General features: G+C 47.2%; 17 protein-coding genes, 1 riboswitch and 1 other annotated feature. Of the genes, 7 read left to right on the plus strand and 10 right to left on the minus strand.

Annotated elements, in window-relative coordinates; all coding sequences use genetic code 11:
- Nucleotides 1-93 precede the first annotated feature (93 nt).
- Entirely contained in the window at nt 94-999 is a 906-nt protein-coding gene (locus tag HPY27_RS14845; protein ID WP_017251960.1) for a DMT family transporter, read from the plus strand.
- 56 nt (nt 1,000-1,055) lie between these two features.
- Here HPY27_RS14845 and nadD read toward each other — a convergent pair whose 3' ends face one another.
- The 4 genes from nadD to HPY27_RS14865 form a co-directional block, all read right to left on the minus strand.
- A complete protein-coding gene (nadD, locus tag HPY27_RS14850) occupies nt 1,056-1,694 on the minus strand; it encodes a nicotinate-nucleotide adenylyltransferase (protein WP_017251961.1) in 639 nt (212 codons plus the stop codon).
- Nucleotides 1,695-1,724: 30 nt separating this feature from the next.
- The gene (locus HPY27_RS14855; RefSeq protein ID WP_017251962.1) at nt 1,725-2,270 is read right to left on the minus strand and encodes a cysteine hydrolase family protein; all 546 of its coding nucleotides are present in this window, start codon (nt 2,268-2,270) and stop codon (nt 1,725-1,727) included.
- Nucleotides 2,271-2,336: 66 nt separating this feature from the next.
- The gene (locus HPY27_RS14860; RefSeq protein WP_017251963.1) at nt 2,337-3,125 is read right to left on the minus strand and encodes an NUDIX hydrolase; all 789 of its coding nucleotides are present in this window, start codon (nt 3,123-3,125) and stop codon (nt 2,337-2,339) included.
- A 154-nt stretch (nt 3,126-3,279) separates the two neighbouring features.
- Complete coding sequence (locus HPY27_RS14865; RefSeq protein WP_173623233.1) at nt 3,280-3,966, minus strand: YceI family protein; 687 nt, start codon at nt 3,964-3,966, stop codon at nt 3,280-3,282.
- Between the two features lie 280 nt (nt 3,967-4,246).
- On the opposite strand from HPY27_RS14865, the gene HPY27_RS14870 reads away from it, so the two are divergent.
- From HPY27_RS14870 to HPY27_RS14890, 5 genes are all read left to right on the plus strand, one after another.
- Entirely contained in the window at nt 4,247-4,930 is a 684-nt protein-coding gene (locus tag HPY27_RS14870) for a response regulator transcription factor (protein ID WP_020477559.1), read from the plus strand.
- Nucleotides 4,927-6,423, plus strand: coding sequence for a sensor histidine kinase (locus HPY27_RS14875; RefSeq protein ID WP_174225338.1), 1,497 nt, complete (start codon nt 4,927-4,929; stop codon nt 6,421-6,423). Before HPY27_RS14870 ends, HPY27_RS14875 begins: the two co-directional genes overlap by 4 nt.
- Before the next feature lie 49 nt (nt 6,424-6,472).
- Nucleotides 6,473-6,714, plus strand: a binding site (T-box leader).
- Nucleotides 6,715-6,840: 126 nt separating this feature from the next.
- A complete protein-coding gene (locus HPY27_RS14880; protein ID WP_173623232.1) occupies nt 6,841-7,341 on the plus strand; it encodes an Lrp/AsnC family transcriptional regulator in 501 nt (166 codons plus the stop codon).
- Nucleotides 7,338-8,516 (plus strand): aminotransferase, encoded by a 1,179-nt coding sequence (locus tag HPY27_RS14885; RefSeq protein WP_017251967.1) that lies wholly within the window; start codon nt 7,338-7,340, stop codon nt 8,514-8,516. The genes HPY27_RS14880 and HPY27_RS14885 overlap by 4 nt, the downstream gene beginning before the upstream one ends.
- Before the next feature lie 149 nt (nt 8,517-8,665).
- Entirely contained in the window at nt 8,666-9,577 is a 912-nt protein-coding gene (locus HPY27_RS14890) for an aminoglycoside phosphotransferase family protein (protein WP_174225339.1), read from the plus strand.
- A 71-nt stretch (nt 9,578-9,648) separates the two neighbouring features.
- Here HPY27_RS14890 and HPY27_RS14895 read toward each other — a convergent pair whose 3' ends face one another.
- The 6 genes from HPY27_RS14895 to HPY27_RS14920 form a co-directional block, all read right to left on the minus strand.
- Nucleotides 9,649-10,704, minus strand: coding sequence for a TolC family protein (locus HPY27_RS14895; RefSeq protein ID WP_174225340.1), 1,056 nt, complete (start codon nt 10,702-10,704; stop codon nt 9,649-9,651).
- A 217-nt stretch (nt 10,705-10,921) separates the two neighbouring features.
- On the minus strand, nt 10,922-11,068 hold the full coding sequence (locus tag HPY27_RS14900) for a hypothetical protein (RefSeq protein ID WP_173623229.1): 147 nt from the start codon (nt 11,066-11,068) through the stop codon (nt 10,922-10,924).
- On the minus strand, nt 11,061-11,252 hold the full coding sequence (locus HPY27_RS14905) for a hypothetical protein (RefSeq protein ID WP_173623228.1): 192 nt from the start codon (nt 11,250-11,252) through the stop codon (nt 11,061-11,063). The genes HPY27_RS14900 and HPY27_RS14905 overlap by 8 nt, the downstream gene beginning before the upstream one ends.
- 106 nt (nt 11,253-11,358) lie before the next feature.
- Entirely contained in the window at nt 11,359-12,216 is an 858-nt protein-coding gene (locus tag HPY27_RS14910; RefSeq protein WP_174225341.1) for a hypothetical protein, read from the minus strand.
- A gap of 218 nt (nt 12,217-12,434) precedes the next feature.
- Nucleotides 12,435-13,883 (minus strand): amino acid permease, encoded by a 1,449-nt coding sequence (locus tag HPY27_RS14915; RefSeq protein WP_017251973.1) that lies wholly within the window; start codon nt 13,881-13,883, stop codon nt 12,435-12,437.
- 113 nt (nt 13,884-13,996) lie between these two features.
- A riboswitch (Lysine riboswitch) is annotated at nt 13,997-14,182 on the minus strand.
- A gap of 84 nt (nt 14,183-14,266) precedes the next feature.
- A complete protein-coding gene (locus HPY27_RS14920; protein WP_174225342.1) occupies nt 14,267-14,761 on the minus strand; it encodes a DinB family protein in 495 nt (164 codons plus the stop codon).
- 168 nt (nt 14,762-14,929) lie between these two features.
- Here HPY27_RS14920 and HPY27_RS14925 point away from each other — a divergent pair, with 168 nt between their 5' ends.
- On the plus strand, nt 14,930-15,487 hold the full coding sequence (locus tag HPY27_RS14925; protein ID WP_173623225.1) for a CGNR zinc finger domain-containing protein: 558 nt from the start codon (nt 14,930-14,932) through the stop codon (nt 15,485-15,487).
- Nucleotides 15,488-15,531 lie beyond the last annotated feature (44 nt).

A 15,531-nucleotide genomic window follows, 5' to 3' on the forward strand; every position in this document is an offset into this window, starting at 1 on the left:
GGGTGAGAACATCCGGCTTCTTCTTTTGTGTGGTACTATAAGAGGCGGACAAAAACAGAAGAGCAAGTGTGCAGCTAGAAAGGGAGGCCCCTCGTGGGAAAGTTTTCGGGTAAGACTGTTGTCGCTATTGCAAGTTTGGTATTGATGTGGGGTTTAAGCTGGTCGATCTACAAAATGTCACTCGCCTATACGCCACCAATTTTATTCGCAGGAATGCGTTCGCTGATTGGCGGACTTCTGCTCGCTTTATTCATTTTACCGAAATGGAAAAAGATCAACTGGCGTGAAAACTGGTTGCGCTATTGTATATCTGCCTTTCTGAATACCTTGTGCTTTTACGGCATTCAGACGGTTGGACTCGTATATTTGCCAGGTGGATTATTCTCTGTGTTGGTATACTTCCAGCCAATCTTGATAGGACTCTTTGCTTGGTTGTGGTTGGGTGAGAGCATGACGGTCCTCAAGGTCATTGGGCTGATCATGGGATTCCTCGGGATACTTGCGGTCAGTGCAGATGGACTGACTGGACAGGTTTCCATCGTGGGCGTCATTTTAGGTTTGTTGACGGCTCTTACGTGGGCGTTGGGCGTGATCTATGTGAAAAAAGTCAGTGCCAAGGTAGATTCGCTGTGGATGGTTGCCATGCAATGCATCATCGGTGGCGCGGCCTTAACTCTTTTGGGGACAGGCGTAGAGAGCTGGTCCGACATTGTCTGGAATGTTCCGTATCTGATCGGTCTCAGCTATGGCGCTACATTTGGGGTACCGATTGCCATTGTCATTTACTTTGGGCTCGTGAATGCAGGTGAAGCTAGCAAGGTGGCCGCCTTTACGTTTCTTGTGCCGCTCATTGCAGTCGTCACTGGCACCATTTTTATGGACGAGCCGATTACGTATTCGCTCATTGCTGGTCTGGTATTGATCGTGTGCAGTATTTACTTGGTGAACTATCAGAAAAAGATAAGACAGCCTGCAATTGCCAATACTCTCAATCGTTGATGGAGACGACAAAAACAGCCGACCCTTTTCAGGTTCGGCTGTTTTTCTTTTTGGATTTATACGTAGGGCTCTTTGTAGATTTCTTTTTCATAAATGTACTGAAGGCAAGCATCTGGCAACAGGAAGCTGGGGTCTCCGCCTTTGCGGATTTCGTCTCGGATATAGGTAGAGCTGATTCCCATGTTGATGCCTTTGCTCATAATGAGAAAATGCTCGTCGTGATTGCGCAGCAGCGCGTCCTCCGCGATCAAGTCAGCGGTCGGATAGCCTTCACGCGACATCACGATGAAATGGAAGCCTGCGACCAGCTTTTCAGCGTTGCCCCAGTTCGACAGTCCCTCTAACAAATCCGATCCCATAATGAAAAAGAGCTCGTCGTTTGGATACTTCTTTTTCATGTGAATCATCGTATCATACGTATAGGTTTCACCTGGCAAGGCATCCATCTCGACTGTAGAAATTTCGAAAAGTGGTTCGCCATACTTGTTTGTTTTGTGTGTACTGCTTGCCAAAGCCAGTTTGAGCATGTGCAAGCGATGGACGTCCTCTGTCTGCAATTTTTTATCATGACGCTTTGAAGAGCATGGTACGAAAATGACTTTATCCAGTCGTCTCCGATGAGCGACGGTCGCTGCCGTGAACAAATGGCTGTACGTGATGGGATCAAAGCTGCTGCCATAAATGCCGATTCGCATGAAGATTGCCTCCTATTCGCCATGAGCCTGTTATTTTTTTCGGACAGTCATACCAAGCTGGTTCTGAAAATGACCGAGAGCCCATTTGTGACCTTCTGGAAGAAAGCTCGCTACGGCATCCTCGTGGATGACGACAGAAAATCCATTATAGAAGCCTTCAATCGCTGTATGCAATACACAAATGTCCGTGCAGACACCTACCAGATGAATCTCAGTGATACCTCTCGTGCGCAACAATAGCGCAAGGTCGGTGCCTTGAAAAGCACTGTAGCGCGTCTTATCCATCCAGTGAATCGTATCTTCGAATTCCTCGTAAATCTCCTGAATGCTGCCATATAAATTCCGGCCAGATGTACCGATAATGTTATGCGGAGGGTAGAGGCCTGTCTCAGGGTGGTACGGGTCCTGCTCGCGATGAGCGTCGACTGCCATGACGACAAAATCGCCTTCTGCGAGGAAGTCGCGGATCAATTCTCCAATGCGTCCTTCAATAGCTTGACCAGGCTCACCACAAGTCAATGCACCATCTGTCGCGACAAAATCATTCGTGTAGTCGATCACAATTAAAGCTTTCATGGCAAAAACCTCCTGAATTTGTGCGTTCAAAAAGTCAGCTGTTCAGCACCGAGAAAGTGTCCTTGCTCAGTAAATCATGGCAATTGGGGTAAAGCCAGTAAAGCGATAGAGCTTGGCTGGCGAATTCGAAAACTCGGTCGAGTAGACAGGCTGTCCGTCAGCCGATAGAACTGGCTCGAGAAGTCCTTGTCGTCGGGTTGTCGCAAGCAAGCGACGCTCAAAATTACCGCGATCTTTTGCCGAAAAGGATGGAACGACAGTCTCAATCACTTGCAGCAGCTCACTCAAGGTAAACTCATCTGGCAAAAACGCTTTGGCAATAGTCGTTTGCAGCATCTGCTCACGAACTCGCTGTAAGGCGTCAGTTAAAATTTCACGATGGTCAAAAGCAAGGTTGAGCGCAAAGGCTTCCTCAATCGGAAACAGCTGCGCGTCCGATGCGTCGTCGTTTGCCTGTGCGTGCTTCAATAAATCTTCATGAACGAGGGAGACATAGGCAACACTCGGGATCCAACCACGAGGGTCTCTTCCCGGCTTGTAGTACGTCTTTAACTGCTCGATGTGTACATCGCGGTCAATATTCGTCTCTTCTTTCAGCTCACGATAGGCGCATTCGTCCAGTGTCTCCGATTCATGGGAAAACCCGCCAGGCAAGGCCCATTGCTCTCCAAATATATCGCTTTTTCGCTTGATTAAAAGAACGGCTAATTGCTTGTGTGGCAGCGATTTTGTTTTCGTTTGGCGCGGGATGGAAAGGATCGTAAAGAGGCAAATATCTGTTGGAAGTCCATCCGGCGAGCGGTACTTTTTGGTCCGATAGTGGATGCGTTTGGCTCGAAGGGGAGACGTACTCACAAGATCATCCTTTCCGTTTGCTCGAATCTGTTAGCATGCTTTTATGGTATGATATCGAATTAACAATGTCAATATCACAATGTAAAAATATGTGAAAAAAGACGTCTGTGAATGTCAGACGTCTCTCGAAGCAGTTCCTGCGAAAAGCGATTGTTTAAACAGCATCCAGCGCGAGTCGTAATGTAATGTTAATGTTTTCTTCCGTTTTGGCCACGATTGTATGAGGGCTGGTCAATCCGAAGTCACCAAACGTTACGATGGACGTTCCTTCCAACTGTAGCTTGCCTTGGGAATAAATCGCGTCAGCATTAATTTTCACGTCTTTGGCAATTCCTTTTACGGTCAGGACGCCATTGATGGTGAACGAAGCCTTTTGTCCTTCTGTCCATGCCGTTGGCCAGTTCTCAAAAGATTTCGCTTCAAAAGTAGCAGCTGGGTGCACGGCAGTATCAAAGTAATCAGGAGATTTAATATGGGTGTCGCGCTTTTCATTACCGGAGTTCAGCTGATTCAAGTCAGCGGAAGCTGTTGCTTTCATTTGATCTGGTGCAGAGAGGTTCACATCCCAGCTGCCGGTAATCCCGTCCATTTCAAAGTTTACCGTTTCTTTCGACGTCGTTACGGAGAAATAGACTTTGGACTGGTCATTAATCGTCCATTTTTTATTCAGTTGATCTGCTGTCAGAGCCGTTGAGGAAGCGGTAGATGAGGCTGTGGTTACCGCAGCTGCAGGCTGAATCTCCACATGGTTTCCCACGAAATAGTCATAGAGCATGTAACCTCCGATACCGACCACGAGCGTGGCAACTGAAGCTGTCAGGATAACCGAATTCTTTTTCATTATTGTATAACCTCCATGTTTTTGAAGTGTTCAGACTTGAGTCGTATGTATTTGACTGCGCAGGGATCATTATGAGAGAGGAAGCTGAGTGGGTCTTGAAAGCTGGCTGAAAGTTTGTTGAAAGTGCAATGGTAAGAGAATTATCAACGTTTTTTATGTTAAATTTACATTTTTTGGTTTGTCATTCTGTAAAAAGCCTTCAGCTCGTACTCAGGGCATATTCAGCAAACATTCAGCTACTCTTGGCCTGTTCAGGTAAAATAGAGGTGAGGTGAAAAAAATGAGCCTAAACAAAGGCGTTAAAATATTGCTTGTCGATGATGAACCGACCATCCTGCAATTTTTGGAGATGGGTCTTGAAAATGAAGGCTTCCAAGTATTGACGGCACAAGATGGGATGACCGCGGTGACCATGGTGAAGGAGCATCAGCCCCATGTCGTCATTCTCGATGTGATGATGCCAGGTATGGACGGCTTCGAGGTATGCCGGATGCTGAAAAAGATACAGAATGTAGCAACGATCATGCTAACAGCCAGAGAAGACGTGGAGGATCGGGTAAAAGGTCTGACGCTGGGTGCCGACGATTATATGATCAAGCCGTTTAGCTTTGAGGAGCTGCTTGCCCGTATCCATGCTCGCATTCGCAATCATTACCCGCATCTGCTCTCCAAGGTGCATCTCGGCCCCTTCCAGATCGATGACAGACGAAAGGAGATTAGCTACGAGGACACGCTTCTGGAGCTATCGCCAACGGAATACTCTTTGCTGAAATATTTGGTGACGAATCACGGCTTGGTGTTGAGTAAACCCATGATTCTGGATAACGTGTGGGGCTATGATTTCGGTGGGGAGGAGAATATTGTCGAGGTGTATATCCGCTCCCTGCGTGACAAACTGAACGATCGTCAGCATCGGATCATTCGCACATTGCGCGGTGCGGGCTATCGGGTTGATTTTGTATGACGATGAATCGAAACAATCAATGGGCCGCCTTCCTAGAACCGAACTCTTTGCGCTACCAGCTATTGTCACGTTCGTTATTTATCTTATCCGGGTTGCTGCTTCTAATCGGCATGATTCAATACTTATTGATGGAGCAGTTCTTGTATCGCAGCAAAGCGGAAAGCCTGTTAAATCTGGCAGTTACCGTTCCTTATCAGGTCTTGGAAGACACGGAAACGCTCCCGAAAAACGATCAGTATGTCAGCGCGTTGCTTTCCTTGCGTACACCCGATATCAAGTATGCCTTTATTGACAATGACGCCAACGTGACGGAGCTGTTTGCGAATCCGACCGAAGGGTATTCCCCGCGCTTTCCTGAGAGTTTATACCGTGAGATCTTAGCTAGTGGCGTATGTAGTTTTAAATACAAAATTTTGGAAGGTAGCACTGGGAAGGATTATTTGGTCGTGCTGGCACCTATCAAATCACCTGAACAGCTGCAAGGAATCGTACAACTGAGTACACCTGTTGGCTCGATGCGGGAAGTTCTCTTTCCACAGTTGATCATTTTCTTCTCTGCATCTGCACTCGCCTTGCTCATTGGTTTGTTAACCTATGTGCCTGTGCTCCGTCGTACGCTGAATCCACTTTCGCGTATTGAGGTTACAGTTGAACGGATCAATGCGGGTAATTTGGATGAACGACTGCCGATGGATCAAGGTCAGATGGAGATTGATCAATTATCGGCGGTCTTTAATGGAATGCTGGAGCGTTTGGAAACCTCCTTTAAAATCGAGCAAGAGGCTGGAGAACGGATGCGACGCTTTGTGGCGGATGCCTCTCACGAATTGCGAACACCGCTGACATCCATCCATGGTTTTTTGGAGGTGCTGCTGCGCGGTGCGGCGGCAAATCCCGAACATTTGCAGAAAGCATTGAAAAGCATGCACGGCGAGACAGAGCGGCTGAACAAACTCGTCAACGATTTGCTGTACCTGGCTCGGATGGATCGGGAACCTGCTTTCTTTTTGCAAGAAGGGCAGTTGGACGCGGTCGTGCACAGTATGGAATCGCAGCTCATGGTTCTGGCCGGTGACCGAAACGTTCATTTCCGCGTAGAATCGAATGTTTCGGCTACTTTTGACTGTGACGGAATGAAGCAAGTCATTCTTAATCTGTTTCAAAATGCGGTGCAGCATACTGGACCTGTGAACGGTGAGATCGAGCTTACATTGAGAAAGCTTTCCAATGGGATTGAACTGATGATTAGAGATAATGGGGCCGGGATCGCACCGGAGCATGTCCCACATGTATTCGACCGTTTCTACCGGATTGAATCCTCACGCGCACGCAAAAGCGGAGGTGCTGGCTTGGGGTTGTCGATCACCCAATCCATCGTAGAAAATCATCGGGGAAAAATTGACGTACAAAGCAGCCTGGGAACAGGGACGGTGTTTCGCGTCTGGTTGCCTATTGGTTTGAAAGAGGTTCAGAAGACAGAAGTTGTTGGTTGACAATGAGAGAAAACCTCATTTATAATCTGAGACATTCAATAAAACAACCAACACAGCCGTGAAAAGGAAAGTAAAAAAGGGATTTTGACGTCCAGAGAGTTGCCTGTTAGCTGAGAGGGCAGCCGCGAACTCTTTTTGAAAGCCACCTTGGAGCTCTGCTTTTGAAAATGCCAAGTAGAAAGCAGCGGATGGCCCACGTTATGGGGCGCATGTCTTTGTAGACAGCACAAGTTTGCCTTTTGTGAGAGAGGCAAAAAAGCTGAGTGGTACCGCGATACCTTCGCCTCAGCAATCGGATTCATGGAAATCATGAGTCTGGTTGCTGAGGCTTTTTGCATGATGCCGTTGTTCAAAAAGTCGACTACTTGAACACGCACTTATGTACAAAAAATAAAGAGAAAACTGGAGTGGTGGGGCATGGATCGCTTGAAGCAAAGAGAGCTGTTGCACCTGTTGGAAGAAGACAGTCGCATGAGCGCTGAGCAAATCGGAAAAATGATCGGAGAGCCGACCGACGTCGTTGAGCAGACGATTGCAGCATTGGAAGCCGAAAAGGTCATTGTTAAATATCCAGCGCTGGTGAACTGGGAGCGTGTGGACGATCATCCGTACGTGAACGCCATGATTGACGTGAAAGTCACGCCGAAGCGCGATGTTGGTTTTGATGAAGTGGCGGAGCGAATCTGCCGTTTCCCAGAAGTGAAGGCTGTTTACTTGATGTCTGGTGCAAGCTATGACTTGTCGATTATTTTGGAAGGCAAAACGATGAAAGAGGTAGCTACTTTTGTTTCGCAAAAGCTGTCCACTCTCGATTCAGTTGTCTCAACAGCTACACACTTTATTTTGAAACGTTACAAGCACGATGGTATTGAGCTGGAAGATCGTGACGAAGATCACAGGATGGTGGTTACGCCGTGAGTACACAAGTCAAAGTCAAAAACCGTTTATCCAATACAGTTCAGTCATTGAAGCCATCAGGCATTCGCCGCTTTTTCGATTTGGCAGCATCGATGGAGGGAGTCATTTCCTTGGGCGTAGGGGAGCCTGATTTCGTCACTCCTTGGCGCATGAGAGAAGCTTCGATTTCTTCTCTGGAGCGTGGACATACAGCTTATACATCCAATGCAGGTATGCTGCCATTGCGCGTGGAAATTCAGAAATACTTGGAAGAACGTTTCTCTGTCAGCTATCATCCAGAGACAGAAATTCTCGTGACGGTTGGTGCCAGCGAAGCGATTGATATCGCACTGCGTGCCATTCTTGATCCGGGTGATGAAGTATTGGTCGTGGAGCCTTGCTATGTCTCTTATGAACCAGTCATTCGCTTGGCTGGCGGGGTGCCGGTTTTCCTGAAAACTACGATGGAAAACGAGTTCAAGCTGACACCGCAAGAGCTGGAGACGCACATCACCGCGCGTACAAAAGCAATCATTTTCTGCTATCCAAATAACCCGACTGGGGGGACCATGACGGCTGAAGAGTGGAAAACACTTTTGCCGATCATTGAAAAGCACGACCTTATGGTGATCTCCGATGAGATTTATGCAGAGCTTACTTACGGTCGAATGCACGATAGTATCGCGGCTCTGCCAGGGATGAAAGATCGGACGATCCTGATCTCCGGTTTTTCCAAAGCGTTCGCGATGACCGGCTGGCGTCTGGGATATGTTTGCGCGTCGCCTGATTTGCTCGCAGGCATGCTGAAAATCCACCAGTACACCATGCTGTGTGCACCGACGATGGCTCAGATGGCTGCATTGGAAGCCCTGCGTCATGGACGCTCTGATATGGAACGAATGATTGAGAGCTACCGTCAGCGCCGCAATTATGTGGTAGATGGATTCCGTCAAATCGGATTGACTTGCCACGAGCCGGACGGAGCATTCTACGCATTCCCGTCTGTAGCTTCTACAGGTTTCAGTTCTTCTGAGTTTGCGGAGAAGCTGCTGATGGAGGAAAAGGTAGCTGTTGTACCTGGAGACGTGTTCGGCGAAAGCGGACAGGGGCATATCCGTTGTTCTTATGCAACATCGATGGAGCAATTGAAAAAGGCGCTGGAACGTATGGAGCGCTTGATGGGACGGCTGTCCTAACATTTTCCGGGAAATAAAGGGGGGCGGCTTTCAAGCTGCTCCCTTTTTTATGAGTAGTTGTTGGGGGGAAGAAGCGGCTGTGGTAGGGGAACAGCTTGAAAGCTGGGGCAAGAGGATGTTTTGCAAGTAGTTCGAGGAGGGGGTTCCTAATGATTTCATTGCCAACCCAATTTACCCAAACAATTATGGGCATACATAAAGAAGCGGGACGTCTTTGGCTGGATTCCTTTCATGAGCTGATTGCCGAATGCAAAGCACGTTGGTCTTTAAAAGTGCTTGAGCCGTTTCCGCTCTCTTATAACTTTGTCGCACCTGTTGTGTTGCAGGATGGGAGAAACGCAGTGCTGAAGCTGGGCGTGCCTGGACTGGACTGGCAGAGAGAGCTGACGGCGATTCGGGCTTTTGCGGGGCGGGGGATGGTGCAGCTACTCGATGCTGACGAGGAAAAAGAGATCATGCTTTTGGAGCGCATCATGCCAGGGGAGACACTGGACAAGCTGAGCAGCGAAGAAGAACGAATTCAATGCTTGGCGGACGTGATTAAAAGGATGCATACCCCCGTTTCGAACGCTGGCAAGCTTGCGTCTACGTTTCCAACGATAGCGGACTGGGCTGTGGGACTGGAAAAGATTCGTCCACATTTCCAAGGGGGGACAGGACCGATTCCCGAGCAAATGGTGGAGCGAGCCATGCAATGGTACAAAAAGCTTCTCTCCACACAAAAAGAACAGTGCCTGCTGCATGGGGATCTGCATCATGAAAATATTTTGCGCGCAGAAAGAGAGCCGTGGTTGGCAATTGATCCAAAGGGGCTGATCGGGGAGACGGAGTATGAGGTGATTCCGTTTTTGCTGAACCATTTGCCAGAGGATGGGGTAGAAGAAGTAATGAAACAGCGGGTCGATGGACTGATGAAGGCGCTGTCTTTGCAAAAAGAGAGAGTGTTGGCGTGGGCGTATTGCCATAGTGTGCTATCGGCTTGGTGGTTTATAGAGGATTTTGGTGTAGACAGTGGTCGTCTGGTGATGCCGGGAGTTTTTGAGAGGCTAATAAATGAGTAAAGGCTTCACCCTGTGGGATGAAGCCTCCTATATTTTAAATGAATATATAAGATCCTTCGTGATACGAAATATTAATAACCAGTCGACTGATTCAAGGTGGTAGCAGCGAGATTGTATTGATAAACCGATTCGATTGCTTTTGCTTCGGAGTCAAACAGGTTTGCTTCGTCTTCCATCAGTTCTTTCATCGATGCTTTTCCTAATCTATATTGATCGATTGTTGCCTGATAGCGCTCCAATGCGGTTTCTTTCTTTGTTGTACTTTCCTCTAATGCCTTTTTCGCTGTCAGTACCTTCGTATAGTTGTCACTTACTTCTTGACCGATTTTCTTTTGTGTTTTTTGTTTTTGCAGTTCCGCTTTTTTGTGCTCATTTTTTGCGATTGTACCTTTATGTGTGCTGAGTGCGGAATACTCTGCTGTGTAATCAATTCTTACTTGGGCAAAGTCTATTTCTGCTTGTGCTTTGATCATTTCAGGACGATTTTCATAAGCTTTTGCTTGCAATTGCTCTAAGGAAAGCAACTCGTGTTGGGTCAGATCAGTAGCGATCATTTTCCATTGTCTGTCCGCTTTTTCATTCAATAAATCGTTGAGTTTGGCCAATGCTTGCTTGTAGCTGGTTTCAAGGGCAGCAAGATTTTTGTGAGCTTCTGTTTCTTGGGAGTCCAACCAGTACTGTCTTTGCAAGCTTTTCTTCTGCGATTTGATTTTGGCGTCTAATGATTGGACTTCGAAGAATGCTTTTTGCACTTGCAATTGAATGGTGTTTTTTTGCGTATTCAGGGCGACTTCATCGACAACCACTTCTTTGACTGCTTTGGCAGCGTCTTCGAATTTCTTTTTTGCATCAGCCAGTGACATGATGTCGGCTTTTTTGATTTCTGCTTTTTCTCTCAATGTGATGGATGTTTCGTGCTTCGTAATATCTAAGTCAAGCCGAAGCACCTCCAGATCAACGCTGTTCTTTATTGCCTGTTCGACTGCGAAATCTAGCGACAAAGGGGAAACATCCGTCTGTTCAGCAGTGGCCACGAGTGGTGCGGCCAGAGCCATATGGGCGCCACCTGTGAGGAGAGAAGTGACTAATGTTGTGCTGTAAATGTGTTTGAAGAGCCTGGATTTCATGGGGCAACCTCCTGATCATATATACAAGAATCTGATAACGATTCTCATTATCAAATCCATGAAAAGTATATATTTCCAATAGAGTTTCGTCAATAAGAAAATGTTTTTTCACCATGTTCTTGATCAGAAATCCAAAAGAATCCCCTTCAGGAAACAGGCAAAGTGAGTATCTGCCTGTTTCCCCAAAGGGGATTTGTTCATCGTGACGGGAAAAGAACTATTCTTTGTCCCTGTTTTCTTTTTTTGCCGCAGCCGACTTGTCAGTTTGGTCCAATGTCCCTTCCTTTGCTGTAAGGGAATAACCATGCATATTGCTTCCGTTATAACCCATGTCCGGTTTTTCCTTTGAGCTGCGATCAGTCATTTGCTTCCCCCTTATTTTGTCCAGTGGGTGTAGAGTCTTGCTGCACATACGGATTGTCGACGTCATTTGGTTCCTTGTCTAGATTGGTACGGATTGCGATTATGGGGCTAGTAGGAGGTTGAGCGATCAGTCTGTCATCCAGTTGTTTGAAATCAGGCAGGTCGTTTTCGAGATTGTCATACATGTTCGTCCCCTCCTTTACGGGTTAGTATGTCCATCAACTACACCAAAAAAAGAGCCCCAGTCCCAGGGAAGTTCGGGAGGAGGCTGTGACCATCATCTTTGTGTAGTTAACTTGTTTTCTTGGTCAAGATCTTCATAAAAGAGGCAAGATTCGTTTGAAGCAATGGTGTGAAGGTAGAAAAGGAAGCATTTTCAGCGAGCGTATTCATTCGACGAACAAATTCAGTGTCGTCCTTTGTATTTACATTCTCAAAGCGGTTAGTGATTTTCGTATTTTTTAAATCGGAAAGAAGCGTAGCTTGTTCGTTCCGGTATTGAGAGATCCAGTCTGGTCGATGTTGCAGCTTTTTGACGAATTGAATCAGCATGCTTACTTTCTCTGTTTGATTGGTAGCCGCATGCATTTTTTTGTAGGCTTCCGGGTCATACCGCTCCATCAGCTTGGACGGGTTAACATAGTCGCTCGGCGCCCCATGTGGTTTTTGCGGAAGCTCTACGTAGCTGACACTGCCGGTTGCAGGGTCAACCTTTCGTGTTTTGGCAACGCCAGCGAGCAAATGGAGGGTATCCAAAAATTCAGCAGCATTTTCATCAGCCATGTATTGGTCTGCCAAATATTTGCCTTGGGTTAGACCGACTTCTACCAAAGCAGCTCTTTCTTCATCGGTGTAGGTGGATGGGGAGTTGAAAAAGTTTTGCTCCAGGATGTGGTCAAAGGCTTTGCGAGCCTCGGGTGGTTTATCTGCAAAAATTTTATCCAAACGCTCATTAATCTCTGTGTTAAAGAAAAATTGGACACTGTGATGCTCGATGACATCAGCAGGGAGCTCTCGTGCCTTGTGAGAACGAAGGTCTACTGTATCGTGCTCGGGCAATGCTAGACGAGTTCCTGTCACCATTTTGGGTGCAAGTTGGTTAGTTGAAAGCTGGGGGGTTAGGTAGCGGGTATTCGATTGGATGTACATGTTCTACTCTCCTCACATGGATTCATGTTCAGTCGTGATGGCAGGAGATCTGGTTACCTTATATCAGATGACTGGCATGAGTTGTGAGAACGGAAGGAAACCGATCTCAATGGCTTCTTGTCTATACTATCGGCTATTTTGGGGCAGTTTTTAATATGCCGGCAACCATGAAAAAGGACTTCCGTTATCTGAACGGAAGTCCGTACTTATTTCTTCGATTATTTCGTGTGCTCATCCATGCTGAAGTCTACTTGTTCAAGAGGGACGAGCTCGGTCTTTTTGGTAATTTTATAAGCGAGCCAAACGATTAAGAAGAGTGGCAGGCCAATGTAAGAGACCAGGACGCCATACCAGTCAACCGTTCCACCCATGAATGCGGAGTAGTTTTGTCCAATAATAACGATACAGCAAATGATGAAGGCAAAAATCGGTCCAAACGGGAACCACTTTGCCCGATAAGGCAATTCGCTTAAGTCACGACCCTGAGCGATAAACGCTTTACGGAAACGGTAGTGACTAATGGCAATGCCCAGCCAAGCGATGAAACCTGACATACCGGAAGCATTCAGAAGCCAGACGTACACTTCGCCTTCCCCAAACAGAGAGGACAGAAAAGCAAGGGCGCCGATGAGCGCAGTCAAGATCAAGGCATTGATCGGTACGCCGTTACTTGTTACTTTTGCGAACCATTTTGGTGCGTTTCCTTCTTTCGCCAAGTTCCACAGCATGCGTGTAGAGGCGTACATGCCAGAGTTTCCAGCAGACAATACAGACGTAAGAATAACGGCATTCATGACGGATGCTGCAAAAGCAAATCCGGCATTTTCAAAAACAATCGTAAACGGACTGATCGCAATATCCGTAAGGTCGCCACTGATCAGATTTGGATTATCGTATGGAACCAACAACCCGATGATCAAAATAGCGAGGATATAGAAGAGTAGGATGCGCCAAAAAATTTGACGGATGGCCTTCGGAATGTTGCGGGCAGGGTCTTCGCTCTCCCCAGCTGCGACACCAACGAGCTCTGTCCCTTGGAAAGAGAATCCGGCAATCATAAAGACACCGAGCAGGGCCATGAAGCCGCCATTGAATGGCGCGTCGCCTTTGGTGAAGTTTTGGAGGCCGACTGCTTGGCCGCCCATAATGCCAAAAATCATCAACACACCAACGATAATAAAGACGATCACCGTTACTACTTTAATCAAGGCGAACCAATATTCAGATTCTCCATAGGCTTTCACAGACAGGAGATTCAAGGCAAACAGCAATCCGAGGAACAAAGCGCTCCACAATATCGCTGGGGTATCCGGGAACCAATATTTCATAATGAGTGCGGAAGCTGACAGCTCGACGGCAATGGTAATGGCCCAGTTGTACCAGTAGTTCCAGCCGAGAGCAAAGCCGAGAGATGGATCGACGAACCGTGTGGCATACGTCGAAAACGAACCAGAAACAGGCATGAAGGCCGCCATTTCCCCCAAGCTGGTCATTAAAAAGTAAACCATGATACTAATGGCGAGATAGGCAACTAAAGCTCCACCAGGTCCGGCGGAATGAATCGAGCCTCCGCTCGCGAGAAACAATCCCGTCCCAATCGAGCCGCCGATGGCGATCATCGTCAGGTGTCGGGCTTTTAAACCACGTTGCAATTGATTTTGTGACATAAGCTACTTGCACGACCTTTCTTGATTTTTGAGAAGGAAGGTCGGAAACGAAAAAACCGCCATAGCCAAAAAAATGGCATAGGGCGGTATCATCCAATCCCCACCAAGCCTTCACTGAAGATAGCTCACCACGCTTGCTTGGCATGCAAACGTGACAGTTCTGCCCCTTTCGAGTACAGCCCCAACCCAATCGCACAGAGACGCGATATGAGCTTCGGCGGATTTTCCTTACCTGGAGTCATTGATTTTCTCTGAATCTCGTACAGGATGATATAAAAGCCGCGACCTCTATCCTCACCGTGAAAGATGAGGATAACATGTATGAAATTATGTGATTTATCAACTATAATGGATTGTTTATGATTAATCAATGTGAAATTTTGTTATTCAAATGAGCGTCTGGCAGGCCAAGAGCCTTGTAACTTGCGAATTTGGACAATTTGTCCCGTATGAAACGCATCATGCAGGACCAGACTCATCACGGTTTGGTAAATGGGCGTATAAGTAGCCGTCTGGTTTAAATCCTCATCCGTCAGCAAGGAAAGCTTTTCATGAATGTGGCGATGGACGCTTTCCATGCGCAAGAGGGTAGCTTGCCAAGCGTCTTCGTCATCCGGACCGCCGGACGGGATGAAGGTATCATCGTTCGTCTCAGCCGAGCTAGGAAATTCAGTGCCCAATAGACAATGCAACAGGCGTTCTTTGTAATAAAGAAGGTGGCTGATGTTTTCCCAGATCGTGTTGGCTGCTTCTCCCACAGGGCGCCAGCTGGCCTCGGCTGCTGATACTCCGGAAAGCGCTTCTTTTAAGGGTGGATACCAGTCTTCCTTGTCATACGTACATTCCCATCCATGCAAAAGCAAATCCTTCCGATTCATACGCTTCCTCCTCGTCTGTGAAACAGATTGATGAAACGCTATAATAGCAGTAAGAAATGAAAATGTAACCAGTTAATTTGATTACGATAGTTACAAAAAGATATTACCATATTCTGTATAGTCATACAAGAGAGAAAAATGTAGGGTTTCGTCAGGAGAGATAATAACATGGACTGGCTTTGTATCGATTTTTTAAATAGTGATTGGCGGGATTGGCGTGGTTCTGGTCGTGCGGAAAATCGTTTGGAGAACCAGGAATGGCTGTCATCCTTTTTGCAAACATACAAGCTAACCGCTCCGCTTCCGATAAATGAGGAGTGTGCCGCTTCCCTTTTGCAGCTGCGCGAACGTTTGAGACGTATGCTGGAAGCTGTTGTCCGTGGAGACCGAATCCAAGAGGACGACCTTGCGGAATTGAACAGAGCTTTGGCTCAGGCCCCTTTTCATATACAGGTGTTGTATGTAGATGAGGAGGGCGGCTACGGGCAAAAGCAATCCAGCTCAACAGAGGGCTGGCCTCTCGTCATGGCACAAATTGCGGCTTCTTTCGCGGAGCTGCTTGCCCCGCAGCATTTGGAGCGAATCAAAATATGTGACAACGAGGATTGCCGCTGGGTGTTTTATGATGAAAGCCGCAACCGGGTGCGCCGCTGGTGTGATGACAAAATGTGCGGAAACCTGATGAAGGTGCGCCGTTTTCGGGAGCGACAGAAGGAAAAAGGCTGATGGAGCCATTACTAACGACCGTCGGGATTTTGTCTCTGACGGTT

It is taken from the genome of Brevibacillus sp. HB1.1 (assembly GCF_013332445.1).
Lineage (GTDB): Bacteria > Bacillota > Bacilli > Brevibacillales > Brevibacillaceae > Brevibacillus > Brevibacillus porteri.